The following is a 13,335-nucleotide window of genomic DNA, read 5'->3' as shown; positions in this document are numbered from 1 at the left end:
ATCATTAAAAATAGTTTAAATATCTTATATCCATCTGTAATTTAATTACCTTTACAACTTAATTCATATGTTTCGAGTTTTGTTTATTCATATTTATTATCAATAACCATCTTGTAATAAGTTATAACAACCATTTAGTGAACCAAGAATATTAGACTTATCCTAATTTATATCGTTTAATGATTCACGAACATCAGAATAGTCTGTGTAAATGAATTGATATAAGGAAACGATTATATGCACAAAGGGAAAACCATACGACTGAATGGCAGCATCGTGTTTGATACATTACAACGAAGCTTGGTTAATGATGAAAAAAAAATAAGATTATCTGAGAATGAGTCACGTCTTTTGCAAATGCTCTTAGAAAAAACCTGTGAGAAAAGAGAAATACTATATACCATTTGGGAATCGCGTGGTGTCATTGTTACGGACAGTAGCTACTACAAACTTATCAAGCAACTTCGCCAATCATTTGTAATGATAGGTGAAAATGAAGATCCAATAATGACTCTTCCACGCATTGGCGTTAGATTCGTCGGCACACAAGAAGAATTCATTCCTACAACACCATCAAAAACAAAGATTCTTAACATAATTAAAGATATTAAATTAAAAATAGCATCTTCTTTTTTTATTATTGCCGCAATTTTATTCTCCTACGCTTTTATTAGCATTTAATGAGCTATATATGTTTTTTATTTTTAAAAATTATCGTTTATTTATTCCACTATTTGTAGCCATATGGATTAGTCTAACTGGTTGTAGTATGAGCACCCATTATTTTCACTCCTCGTTTTCTATTGAAGGGAACGTTTCTTCATCAATACAGGAAATACCGGAAAACTCACGGATAATAATCACTGTAAGCAACATGAATCCAGAAACAACTAAAGACAGAGTAATTCAGGAATTTACGTTCCTAACAAAAAAAATGAAAAGAAATCATCCCTTTCGTATGAAAATAGCTGAAAACCTTCTAACAAATGAAAAACACATCCAGTTTAGTGTCAGAGTAGAATATGATGATGAGTCAATTATGATGAGTGATAAAATCGTAGCTATACAGATCGATAAACACATGTTGGAAGGAAGGAAAATAACTGGACTATTACTAACCGTGACACAATCTTAACTTTAGTTGAACGAATAATTAAAGATATTTGACGACTACATTATTTCATGCCGTGAAAATTTTTTCGCCAAAACATTCTAATGTTATTTATAAGTTATTATTTTTTTATTTTTTCATCTATCTAATGAATATTACAAAGATTCCATGGCCCGCTGCACAACATATATAGCTGCGGCAAAAAAGTTATAAGATTATTGTTGAGCACAGATCGGTATTTTATGATTAAAATTGATCTGCACTGCGAATGAGTTGCAGAAAATAATTATCTGTAAAATTTCTTTACCACAGACAGATCAGAGATAGCGGCAACCTAGTGCGTACTGCACGACTACGCTTGTTGTCCTATCACTGCAGGATAACTTTGCGAGATGCCTCCAGCTTTTACCCGTGTCAGTTTGCTAGTTGCTGGGATAATATGTCCCAAGAGCCGATGCGAGGTTACCGCCCCCTGCGTGATCAGAGCTGCTGTGCTCTTAGGCCACATTCACGTAGTATTTACCTATGCTGAATTACCGTGATAATTAACGATAACAATTAAAATCACAATTAACTTTAATTTCAATGGATTAGAAATATATACGCATGAATAATACCGACAAAATCGACGCTCACACCCCGATGATGCAGCAGTATCTACGATTAAAAGCCCAGCATCCGGAAATTCTGCTGTTTTATCGTATGGGCGATTTTTACGAGCTGTTCTATGATGATGCCAAACGTGCATCGCAATTGCTTGATATCTCGCTAACCAAACGTGGTGCTTCTGCCGGTGAGCCAATTCCAATGGCCGGTGTTCCTCATCATGCGATTGAAAACTATCTGGCTAAGCTCGTCCAAATGGGGGAGTCTGCCGCAATTTGTGAGCAAATAGGCGACCCGGCAACCAGTAAAGGGCCGGTAGAACGGAAAGTGGTTCGCATTGTGACACCTGGCACAGTGAGTGATGAAGCCTTGTTAAATGAGCGCCAGGATAACCTACTAGCCGCAATCTGGCAGGACGCCCGTGGGTTTGGTTATGCCACTCTAGATATCAGCTCTGGCCGCTTTCGCGTTTCCGAACCCGCTGATACAGAAACTATGGCGGCCGAATTACAGCGGACCAATCCAGCTGAATTATTGTATCCAGAAACCTTCGAACAGATGTCGTTGATTGAACAGCGACACGGGCTGCGCCGTCGACCTTTGTGGGAGTTTGAGCTGGATACCGCCCGCCAGCAATTAAACTTACAGTTTGGCACCCGCGATCTTATCGGTTTTGGCGTAGAACAAGCCCATCAAGCCCTGCGTGCCGCCGGCTGTTTACTGCAATATGTTAAAGATACTCAACGTACCTCATTGCCACATATTCGCGGGTTAACGATGGAACGGCAACAAGACGGCATTATTATGGATGCTGCTACGCGTCGAAATCTTGAATTGACTCAAAGTTTATCCGGAGGAAGTGATAATACTCTCGCGGCAATTTTAGATCAGTGTGTAACACCGATGGGCAGTCGGATGTTAAAACGCTGGTTACATATGCCTATTCGCGACATTAATGTGCTCAATCATCGTCAGCAGGCAATCAGTGGTTTGCAAAATATCACTGCGGAACTGCAGCAGCCACTGCGGCAGGTTGGTGATTTAGAACGTATTTTGGCACGATTGGCTTTGCGCACCGCTCGACCGCGCGATTTGGCCCGGATGCGCCATGCATTTCAGCAATTGCCTGAAATTCACCAATTGCTTAGTTCCGTTGAGGCTCCCCACGTTCAGAACCTGCTATCGCAGGTAGGTAAATTTCAAGAACTCTTGGATCTGCTAGAACGCGCTATCGTTGAATCTCCTCCTGTATTAGTACGAGATGGCGGCGTTATTGCCTCAGGCTACAATGCTGAGTTAGATGAATGGCGTAGCCTTGCCGATGGAGCTACCGATTACCTCGACCGACTGGAAATTCGCGAGCGGGAAAAACTGGGGCTGGATACGCTCAAAGTTGGATTTAACGGTGTCCACGGCTATTTCATTCAGGTGAGCCGTGGCCAAAGCCATTTGGTGCCAATTCACTATGTACGTCGCCAAACGCTGAAAAATGCGGAACGCTATATCATTCCAGAACTTAAAGAATATGAAGATAAAGTTCTGACCTCCAAAGGTAAGGCGCTAGCGATTGAAAAAGGCCTTTATGAAGAAATTTTCGATCTACTATTACCCCATCTATCCGACCTACAGCTGAGTGCGAACGCGCTAGCTGAGCTTGATGTATTAACCAATCTGGCCGAACGGGCAGAAACGTTAAACTACACGTGCCCCACGCTCAGCGACAAACCGGGCATTAAGATTGTTGCAGGTCGTCATCCCGTGGTGGAACAGGTGCTACGAGATCCTTTTATTGCGAACCCGTTATCACTTTCACCACAGCGCCGGATGCTTATCATCACTGGCCCGAATATGGGCGGTAAAAGTACCTATATGCGTCAGACGGCCTTAATCGTGTTGCTGGCTCATATGGGAAGTTTTGTTCCTGCCGAACAGGCGACTATCGGGCCAGTCGACCGTATTTTCACCCGTGTAGGAGCCGCGGACGATCTTGCCTCTGGCCGCTCTACCTTTATGGTGGAAATGACCGAGACGGCCAATATTCTGCACAATGCAACAGAACAAAGCCTGGTCTTAATGGATGAAATTGGTCGTGGTACATCAACCTACGATGGTTTATCTCTGGCCTGGGCCTGCGCTGAAAATCTGGCCAGCCGCATCAAAGCAATGACGCTATTTGCTACCCATTATTTCGAATTAACCACCTTGCCGGAAAAAATGGAAGGCGTGGTTAACGTGCATCTGGATGCCATTGAGCATGGGGATACTATCGCCTTTATGCATACCGTACAGGACGGGGCGGCCAGTAAAAGTTATGGTTTGGCCGTGGCCGCGTTAGCCGGTGTACCCCGTGACGTCATCAAACGAGCGAGACAAAAGCTACGGGAGCTTGAGTCACTCTCCAACAATGCAGCGGGTAGCAATATTGATGGCTCCCAGCTTACTCTGCTGAATGAAGAAGTTTCTCCTGCAGTGGAAGCACTGGAAACCTTAGATCCCGATACGCTTAGCCCTCGTCAGGCCTTGGAATGGCTCTATCGCCTGAAAAGTATGGTGTAAGGTAATATGGAGTTATCGGTTAGGATTTTTGCGATTAAAGCTATTTTTCTAGCCGGCTCTTTTGGCGCTGAATCAGTCAGTGCCTTAGGCCAAATTGCTTGATAATAAGAAACCATCTTCTTAAAGGGCCGGTTTCAGTCGAAAAAAAACGGTGGACGAGATGTCCACCGTTTTTATTTAACCCAGCAACAGAATTTACTTCTATCATCAATAAATCGTGAAGTAACACTGCTTCGATTTAGCGAATACTGAATCTGTTTTCGCTCTCTTATCTATTGCCTTAATTCAGGCTGCCGATAAGCTTTTTACTCGCGAAACAGAGCTTCAATACTCAAACCTTGTGTTTGCAAAATTTCACGCAGACGGCGTAAGCCCTCAACCTGAATTTGACGAACACGTTCACGGGTTAAGCCGATTTCCCGACCTACATCCTCAAGGGTTGCAGCTTCGTAGCCTAACAGACCAAAACGACGAGCCAATACCTCACGCTGTTTAGCGTTCAATTCGAACAGCCATTTGACGATACTTTGTTTCATATCATCATCTTGCGTGGTGTCTTCCGGCCCGTTTTCATTTTCGTCGGAAAGAATATCCAGCAATGCCTTCTCTGAGTCGCCGCCTAACGGTGTATCAACAGAAGTGATACGTTCATTCAGGCGTAACATACGGCTCACGTCATCGACCGGCTTGTCGAGTTGCTCGGCAATCTCTTCCGCACTCGGTTCGTGATCTAATTTATGAGAAAGCTCGCGCGCGGTGCGCAAATAGACATTCAGCTCTTTGACAATATGGATTGGCAAACGGATGGTACGGGTTTGGTTCATAATCGCCCGTTCAATCGTCTGACGAATCCACCATGTTGCGTAAGTAGAGAAACGAAAACCGCGTTCTGGATCAAATTTTTCCACTGCGCGAATCAGACCAAGATTGCCTTCCTCGATCAAATCTAACAGCGCCAAACCGCGGTTACTGTAACGACGAGCGATCTTCACCACCAGCCGTAAGTTGCTTTCAATCATACGTCGACGTGACGGCACATCCCCGCGCAGTGCACGTCGAGCAAAATAAACCTCTTCCTCTGCGGTCAGCAGCGGTGAATAGCCAATCTCACCAAGATAGAGCTGCGTAGCATCCAGCACGCGTTGGGTAACGCCCTGGGCCAGCAGCTCATCCTCTGCTAATTCACTTTCAGAAGGTTCATCTTCTACTAATGCTTTTTCATCAAAAATTTCAGTTTCCGTACTGTTTTCGTCGAAATCTGCATCTTCGTTTAACTCGTTAACTTTCAGCGTATTTTGGCTCATAAGCTGCTCCTACCCGTGATACCGCGAGCAGAATACAGCGTATTCTGCCCAATCTATCGCTGCGGAAGATAACGCAGCGGGTTTACGGATTTCCCCTTGTAACGAATTTCAAAATGCAATCTAACTGAACTGGTTCCGGTGCTACCCATAGTCGCTATTTTTTGTCCCGCCTTCACTTCTTGTTGTTCCCGGACCAGCATTGTATCGTTATGAGCATAGGCGCTCAGGTAGTCATCATTATGTTTGATGATTATCAGATTACCGTAACCACGCAGCGCGTTACCGGCATACACTACCCGCCCATTAGCAGTGGCGAAGATAGGCTGCCCACGCGAACCAGCGATATCAATCCCTTTATTGCCCCCTTCGGAAGCAGAGAAGCTATCAATGGTTTTCCCGTCGGTTGGCCATTTCCAGCTACTAACTGGACCACCATTACTGGTAGGGATGCCAACGGGAGTGCCCGGTGCGGTAACAGGTGCTGTTGTTGATGCAACGGCTCCTGATGCTGGCAACATTTTACCAACATTCTGTTTACCCGAGTTACCAGAATACGCGTTAGTTGATTGAGAATCAACCGCTGAAGCTGTGTTTTGGATGTTTGAAGGCGGTTTTGATACCCCATTAGAGGTAGCGTCAGTTGCCGCCATCATACCGCCGCCGGAACCGTTACCCAGCTGGATTGTCTGGCCCACGTTCAGGCTATAAGGCTCGGGAATGGCGTTTTTATTCGCTAAATCACGGAAATCATTGCCAGTAATCCAGGCAATATAAAACAGGGTATCCCCCCGTTTAACCGTATAGGTGCTGCCGTTGTAACTCCCTTTAGGGATAGAATTGTAACTACGGTTATAAACAATACGATCGCCTGATGCATTACTTCCACTCATCATCGAACCGGATGTTTTACCACCCACGGTCGATATTGGCGCAGACGTTGATGCATCATTAGTACAACCAGCCAACCACAAACTCACAACCGTACACGCCGCAATCCGGCGTAAAGTAATCATTGGGCTTCCCGTGCTCATGCTTCCCCCATGACAGCAATATTAAGCGATATTTCCAAATACCCTTTACATCCTAGCTGAGTGTCAATGTTTCACTCATTTTTCTAATGATGAAAGGTTCCTCTGCGCGCCTTGAATAATAAGGTCAAACGCAGAAGAAATAAGATGCAGCACCTTGGGTACAAATTGCACCACCTCTGCCCTACCGTAATCTCGTATAATTTACATATCGCGCTAACCCAATGGGTTCCCGGCCGGAATAAATAGGCTGGGATTAAATACGCGATTTAAAAAATTGTCAGGCCAGTTCCCCTTTCACCAACGGAACAAAACGAACTGCCTCCACCGTTTCAATAAAGAACTCGTGATCCCTACGCTGCACATATTTTAACGTTTGCGCCTGTTCACCGACGGGCAGAACTAATCTCCCACCGTTTTCAAGCTGCTGCAATAATGCTTCTGGAATCTCTGGCGGTGCCGCCGTCACAATGATCGCATCAAATGGCCCGCGCGATGCCCATCCCTGCCAACCGTCGCCGTGGCGGGTAGAAACATTGTGCAGATCCAACAACTTTAGGCGGCGCTTAGCCTGCCATTGTAGCCCTTTGATTCGTTCAACTGAGCACACGTGTTCAACCAAATGCGCTAGAATTGCAGTTTGATAACCCGAACCGGTACCAATCTCTAATACTTTCGATGTTGGCGTCAGTTGCAGCAATTCTGTCATCCGCGCCACCATATAAGGTTGAGAAATGGTTTGCCCTGAACCAATTGGCAGAGCGGTATTCTCATAGGCCTTATGCGCGAGCGCTTCGTCCACAAAGCGCTCCCGTGGTACAGCTTCAATCGCCTGTAACAGGCGCTCATCACGAATACCTTGCTGTTGTAACTGTAGCAGTAAGGTTTGCATGGATTTATTTACCATTCCCCGTCAACCTCAGTCCTGGCTAACCAGGTTTTGACTACGTCTTGAGCCGCATAGGCGGTTAAATCAACCTGAAGCGGCGTCACTGAAACATATCCCTGTTCCACAGCGCTAAAATCAGTATCCGGCCCTGCATCACATTTGTCACCCGGCGGCCCAATCCAATAAATATCTTGCCCTCTTGGGTCTTGCTGGCAAATGACTGTTTCGGCTGGGTGCCGACTGCCGCAGCGAGTGACCTTGATACCTTTAATTTCATTTAACGGTAAATCAGGCACATTCACATTAAGAATTTTGCCGGTACGCAGTGGAGCGCTCTGTAAAGCGCGCAGCAAGCGGCAGGTTACCGCCGCCGCTGTATCATAATGCTGATGGCCGTTTAGCGAAACTGCCAACGCAGGAAAACCCAAATGCCGTCCTTCCATCGCCGCCGCAACGGTTCCGGAATAAATCACGTCATCCCCTAAATTCGGGCCAGCATTGATACCTGAAACTACGATATCCGGACGCGGTCGCATCAGTGCATTCACGCCAAGATAAACACAATCCGTCGGCGTACCGTGTTGTACAGCAATATCGCCGTTTGACAATGTGGTCGTTCGCAACGCGGAATCCAGCGTCAGCGAGTTAGAGGCACCGCTGCGATTGCGATCCGGTGCAACAATCTGCACTTGAGCAAACTCACGCAATGCCGCAGCCAGCGTTTGAATCCCCGGAGCAGCAATGCCATCGTCGTTACTCAGTAAGATCCGCAGCATCGCCGTTATCCAGATTCATGATTTCTCTGACTACGCTGGTAGCAAAACTACCGGCAGGCAGCCAGAAGCGCAGCTCAAGGGTAACCTCATCCCACCAGTCCCAACTCATTTCCTGTGGACGCAGCAAGATGGCGCGGCGCGCACCTTCCACACGTTCACGTTTCAACAGCGAAAGCAGTTCGGTTTGATCCGCCAAACAGTTTTGCTCAAAGGCCAAAGCTGCGCCTTGAGTGCCTAAATCGCCGTCTCCCGGCAGCGGCGCAGTGACATTTAGCTCTCCGGCATCCAAACGCTGCTGCAAAGACTCCAGCTCCTCCGCCTGTGCGACAAACCAGCTACCACGGCCGCTCAGCTGCAATGCATCCCCCTCCAGCACCTGCATGGCGCTGTTTTGAGCCAAACGCGTGCTGGCAATCAGATTAAACATGGCACTGCGACTAGCAGACAGATAAAAGCTACGCTTACTGCGTTCTTTTACCCGAATTTCATTATTCGACCAACGGCGAGCCTGCACCAGATTATTGCCACCGCGGCCAAAGCGTTGACTACCAAAGTAATTGGGAACGCCCTGAGCAGCAATCAGATTTAAGCGAGCCTCAACGTCCTGCTGGTCGCTGATATCGCGTAACACCAGAGTGAAAGCGTTACCTTTGAGAGAACCGATGCGCAATTTTCGCTTTTGACGCACCGCTTCCAACACTTCGCAGCCTTCCAGCTGAAAATCCTGCATATTCGGCGTTTCTTTACCTGGCAAGTGCAGGCAGAACCATTGCTCGGTCACCGCATGACGGTCTTTTAAGCCAGCATAGCTCACTAAACGCGGATGAATACCGGCGAAACGGGATAAATAATCGGCAACAAATTGGGTATTACAGCCGTTTTTACGAATACGCACCAACAGATGCTCACCTTCACCGTCGGGTTCGAACCCTAAATCCTCTACCACCACGAAATCTTCAGGATTTGCTTTCAACACGCCGCAGGCTTTAGGTTGGCCGTGCAGCCATGTTAGATTTTCCATGTCCATTACTGCTTTTCTCTCTTTACCAACAGCGCCACGGCTTCACAGGCAATTCCCTCACCGCGACCGGTGAAACCCAGTTTTTCCGTGGTGGTGGCTTTCACATTAACGTCATCCATATGGCATTGCAGATCTTCCGCCAAATTCACGCGCATTTGCGGAATATGGGGAGCCATTTTCGGGGACTGGGCAATAATGGTGATATCCAGATTGCCAAGCTGATAGCCTTTTTCAAGGATGCGGCGGTAAGCTTCACGCAACAGAGCTCGGCTGTCAGCACCTTTAAAGGCGGGATCGGTATCAGGAAAGAGTTTGCCGATATCACCCAATGCGGCAGCGCCTAACAGTGCATCAGTTGCAGCATGGAGAGCGACATCACCATCGGAATGAGCCAGCAGGCCCTGCGGATAAGGAATGCGCACGCCACCGATGATTATCGGGCCTTCACCGCCGAATTTATGTACATCAAAACCATGACCAATTCGCATTATGTGCATTCCTTATTATAGAGCCGGGTAATGTAAAACTCGGCCAGCGCCAGATCTTCCGGGCGCGTGACTTTAATATTATCTGAACGGCCACTCACCAGTAACGGGTGATAGCCACAGTGCTCCAGAGCGGAGGCTTCATCAGTTACCGTTGCACCTTCACGTAACGCATGGCTCAGGCAGGTTTTCAGCAATTCGAATGGAAACAGCTGCGGCGTTAGCGCGTGCCAGAGATCCTGACGATCGACCGTATGTGCCACTGCGTCAATCCCGCATTCACCGCGCTTCATGGTGTCTCGCACCGGGGTCGCCAGCAATCCACCGATTTTAGTGTGACCAATAATTGCCAAAAGATTGCTTAAATCGTCCTGATGCAGGCAAGGGCGGGCAGCATCGTGAACCAGCACCCAGTCAGGCGTTCCGGCGCTCATCAGGCCAGCCAGAACCGAATCGGCACGCTGCGCGCCGCCATAAACCCGGCTAACGCGAGAGTCATTGGCAATCGGCAACCGATCGAACTGTTCATCATTTGGGCTTATTACTACAATAATCCGCTGAATTAGCGGATGGCGCAGCAAGGCATCAATAGCGTGTTCTAGTATTGTTTTGCCGCCCACGGTTAAATATTGCTTAGGGCAATCGGCTTGCATACGACTGCCTATTCCAGCAGCCGGCAATACAGCAATGACTTCAGGAAGGGAACCTGCGAAGTTACTCATTATTTATTGTTGCGCGTTATTTTGTGTCGAAGGGATACCCGCATTACGTCTGGATTGGTCAGGAACCAAACGATAGAAACTTTCACCGGGCTTAATCATGCCCAACTCGTTACGTGCGCGTTCTTCGATCGCCTCTTGACCACCGTTTAAATCATCAATTTCAGCAAATAGCTGATCGTTCCGCGCCTTTAGTTTGCCGTTGTTACCCTCTTGGGCCGCAACGTCATTTTGCACGCGGACAAAATCATGAACACCATTCTTACCCAGCCACAGCGAATACTGTAACCAGCCAAGCAAAACCAACAATAGTAGCGTAAGTTTTCCCATCTCCGCCCCCTGAAAAACTGACTAATCATCCCACAACTTTTCGTCGGACTCCACTCTGAGTGGGAAAATGCCCCAGAGTTTAAGATTAAGGACGATTTCTGGCAAAAATACCACGCAAATCTGCAAAACAACGGCAATTATTGGGACGCTACACTAGCGACAGTCGTCATAGATTCCCTTTCCTCCGTGAGTTTCTTAGCCGGAAAAACTGCTAAATCGGCTTTTACTTTTCATTTTGCCTTACCTTTACACCTACTTTTCCGCGAGGGAAAAGGGAAAAAGTGCGTAAAAATAACGGGTAATAAGCGAGGAAAGCAAGAGGAAAAACACAATGGAAGCTTAGGATTAAAAAGGCCATAGGGGCATTCTGGCGATAATTTTCGCCGCGAGCACCCGCCAGTCGTTTTACCATCCGGTGAGGAAAGAGAACAGCATCCAAAACAGGCATATCACCGCAATGCCCGTCCCACCGAGGGTAAATAGCACATTACCGCGCAGCAACATACTTAAGGCGATGCCGATTAATACCGAAACCGGCATTAACGCCAGAAAAAACGGCCAAGTATAAAGCAGGAAGAAAACGGTGTTTGGCCCGTAGACTAGAAATGGAATGGCGAAAGCTAGCCAGTAAAAGGTAAAACCGGCGGTTCCGCCGAGAAAGGAGTGCGACGGTTCCTCCCTTTCTCGCTGTTTGCTCACAATAATTTGGGTGACATTCTGCATAAAAATCCCTAAGGGTATTCTTTAACGGCGCGCTCTGTAGGCGCTTGGCCGAGGGTACATTCAGGATTTGATAATAGCTCTCTCACGCAGTACGTCTAACAATTGTTCAATCAAATATGTTACTAATTGTTCGTCATTCAAGCGAATAGTCAATAGCAGTGTTGGAGCGCGGGGAACAACGAAGACATCAGTAGCCTACGGGCAAAAAAAGAGGCGATATCTTCGCCTCTTTCTATCATTAGTGTTTTGATATATTTATCAATTTAGCCTCGGATTCTTTTCTCGGCATGCTGTACCAGACCACTGCGGTGAGTAAAATCAAGATGCCGCTAGCGATGCTTAATACCAGACTATGCGAGGTCGAAAATGCCTGACTGGCGCTGGCAAACATTCGCTCGCCCTGCTCCCCACCCAGTTCGCTGATAACCTGCATCGCTTCGCTAATAGAAGCGCTGGCCTGCTCTGCCAGATTCGCAGGCAAATCTTCCGGCAATACCACCGAAGCCATATACAACCGCGATAACAAAAGACCAAATAGCGCGACGCCTAAACCCGCGCCCAGCTCATATGCCATGCCTTCAACCGCTCCGGCGGCACCGGCTTTTTCCGGCGGCGCAGCGCTCATGATAGCGGCAGTAGAAGCCAGCAACGAGATTTCAATACTGCAACCGAGCAACGCCATCCAGCCCCACGCCTGATAGATTTGGTAGGAGAAATCCGTCATTGCCAATCCAAAGAAGCTAACGGCACTTAAGGCTATGCCCAGAGTGGCGACTAAACGCAAACCTAACGTTGCCACCAGCCAACCGGCCAGAGGGCCGCTTAGGCCACTTGCAATCATCAGCGGCAACAGGAAAAGACCGGCTTCGAGCGGCGTTTTCCCTAATACAAATTGCAGTTCCTGCGTCAGTAACAATTCGAAACCAACCAAGGTGATCATCGCGGTCAGCGCCATAATCATACCGACGGCAATCACCCTCTGGCCAATCAGTCGAAAATCAATCATCGGCGAAGGTGATGAAAGCTGATGCCGGATAAAACCGTACAGGATAACGCCACCAATCGCTGCGGTTAGCGAGGTGCCGAGTAAATCGCCATTGCCGCGCAGCCCGCTTTTAGCCGCATAAACCAGTAATAATATTGCCGTGGTCAATACCAAGGCCGGTGCCAACGTCCAGCTTTGCGTTCTGCGACCAGGCTGGTCTGGGATCAGGAAACAGGTCGCCAATACCACCACCGCGACTATCGGCACGTTAATCATAAAGACCGAGCCCCAATAGAAGTATTCCAGCAGCACTCCGCCCACTAATGGTCCCATAGCGGCACCAGCGGTACCTACCGCCACCCAGATTCCCAATGCCAGCGCTCGCTCGCGCTCATCGGTGAAAATATGCCGAACCGCAGATAAAGTGGCGGGCAGAATCATGGCGGCCCCAATAGCCAAAGAGGCGCGAGCAGCGATCAGCGTTCCCACCGAATCGGCCAAGGCAGCGGCCAGCGACGATAGTCCAAATAGCACGGAGCCAATCAGAGCCAGCCGTTTAAAACCGATGCGGTCGCCCAAAGCCCCCATAGGTAACAGCAAACAAGCCATCACCAAAGAATAGATATCGATAATCCACAGCAATTCACTCCCCGTTGCCGACAAAGCCAATCCAAGGCGAGGCGCAGCCACATGCAAGACGGTGGCATCAATAGAAATCGGGAGGTACATCAAAATGATAACGCAAAAAATAGTCCATTTCTTAGACATAATGAGAGACTCAAATAAGGCAGAATTTAATGTT

General features: G+C 47.7%; 12 protein-coding genes and 1 pseudogene. 2 read left to right on the top strand and 11 right to left on the bottom strand.

Annotated features, from left to right (window positions below):
- Nucleotides 1-237 precede the first annotated feature (237 nt).
- Both ACQ4OC_RS08285 and mutS read left to right on the top strand, forming a co-directional pair.
- The gene (locus ACQ4OC_RS08285; protein WP_064516569.1) at nt 238-681 is read left to right on the top strand and encodes a winged helix-turn-helix domain-containing protein; all 444 of its coding nucleotides are present in this window, start codon (nt 238-240) and stop codon (nt 679-681) included.
- A 1,036-nt stretch (nt 682-1,717) separates the two neighbouring features.
- Nucleotides 1,718-4,273, top strand: coding sequence for a DNA mismatch repair protein MutS (mutS, locus tag ACQ4OC_RS08280; protein ID WP_430971079.1), 2,556 nt, complete (start codon nt 1,718-1,720; stop codon nt 4,271-4,273).
- A 305-nt stretch (nt 4,274-4,578) separates the two neighbouring features.
- On the opposite strand, the gene rpoS is transcribed toward mutS, so the two are convergent.
- The 11 genes and pseudogenes from rpoS to ACQ4OC_RS08225 all read right to left on the bottom strand — a co-directional run bounded on the left by rpoS (nt 4,579) and on the right by ACQ4OC_RS08225 (nt 13,301).
- Nucleotides 4,579-5,577, bottom strand: a complete 999-nt coding sequence (rpoS, locus tag ACQ4OC_RS08275; RefSeq protein WP_004719154.1) for an RNA polymerase sigma factor RpoS — start codon at nt 5,575-5,577, stop codon at nt 4,579-4,581.
- A 53-nt stretch (nt 5,578-5,630) separates the two neighbouring features.
- Nucleotides 5,631-6,590, bottom strand: a complete 960-nt coding sequence (gene nlpD, locus ACQ4OC_RS08270) for a murein hydrolase activator NlpD (RefSeq protein WP_064516564.1) — start codon at nt 6,588-6,590, stop codon at nt 5,631-5,633.
- A gap of 295 nt (nt 6,591-6,885) precedes the next feature.
- Nucleotides 6,886-7,512, bottom strand: coding sequence for a protein-L-isoaspartate(D-aspartate) O-methyltransferase (locus ACQ4OC_RS08265; RefSeq protein WP_064516562.1), 627 nt, complete (start codon nt 7,510-7,512; stop codon nt 6,886-6,888).
- Complete coding sequence (surE, locus tag ACQ4OC_RS08260) at nt 7,506-8,270, bottom strand: 5'/3'-nucleotidase SurE (RefSeq protein ID WP_064516560.1); 765 nt, start codon at nt 8,268-8,270, stop codon at nt 7,506-7,508. The genes ACQ4OC_RS08265 and surE overlap by 7 nt, the downstream gene beginning before the upstream one ends.
- Entirely contained in the window at nt 8,248-9,297 is a 1,050-nt protein-coding gene (gene truD / locus ACQ4OC_RS08255) for a tRNA pseudouridine(13) synthase TruD (RefSeq protein WP_064516558.1), read from the bottom strand. Before truD ends, surE begins: the two co-directional genes overlap by 23 nt.
- Nucleotides 9,297-9,779: a 2-C-methyl-D-erythritol 2,4-cyclodiphosphate synthase gene (gene ispF / locus ACQ4OC_RS08250; RefSeq protein ID WP_049601213.1), complete on the bottom strand. Its 483-nt coding sequence runs from the start codon at nt 9,777-9,779 to the stop codon at nt 9,297-9,299. The genes truD and ispF overlap by 1 nt, the downstream gene beginning before the upstream one ends.
- A complete protein-coding gene (gene ispD, locus ACQ4OC_RS08245) occupies nt 9,779-10,498 on the bottom strand; it encodes a 2-C-methyl-D-erythritol 4-phosphate cytidylyltransferase (protein ID WP_430971078.1) in 720 nt (239 codons plus the stop codon). The genes ispF and ispD overlap by 1 nt, the downstream gene beginning before the upstream one ends.
- A gap of 3 nt (nt 10,499-10,501) precedes the next feature.
- Nucleotides 10,502-10,825, bottom strand: a complete 324-nt coding sequence (gene ftsB / locus ACQ4OC_RS08240; protein WP_049601218.1) for a cell division protein FtsB — start codon at nt 10,823-10,825, stop codon at nt 10,502-10,504.
- Between the two features lie 405 nt (nt 10,826-11,230).
- Entirely contained in the window at nt 11,231-11,548 is a 318-nt protein-coding gene (locus ACQ4OC_RS08235) for a DUF3561 family protein (protein WP_120805275.1), read from the bottom strand.
- Nucleotides 11,549-11,608: 60 nt separating this feature from the next.
- A pseudogene (locus tag ACQ4OC_RS08230) lies at nt 11,609-11,734 on the bottom strand (adenylyl-sulfate kinase); the annotation flags it as partial.
- A 52-nt stretch (nt 11,735-11,786) separates the two neighbouring features.
- Complete coding sequence (locus tag ACQ4OC_RS08225) at nt 11,787-13,301, bottom strand: MFS transporter (RefSeq protein ID WP_064516550.1); 1,515 nt, start codon at nt 13,299-13,301, stop codon at nt 11,787-11,789.
- Between the last annotated feature and the right edge of the window lie 34 nt (nt 13,302-13,335).

It is taken from the genome of Yersinia sp. J1, from assembly GCF_050586585.1.
GTDB lineage: Bacteria > Pseudomonadota > Gammaproteobacteria > Enterobacterales > Enterobacteriaceae > Yersinia > Yersinia entomophaga.
The sequence above is the reverse complement of the archived record's forward strand: the minus strand, read 5'-3'. Positions and strand labels throughout refer to the sequence as shown.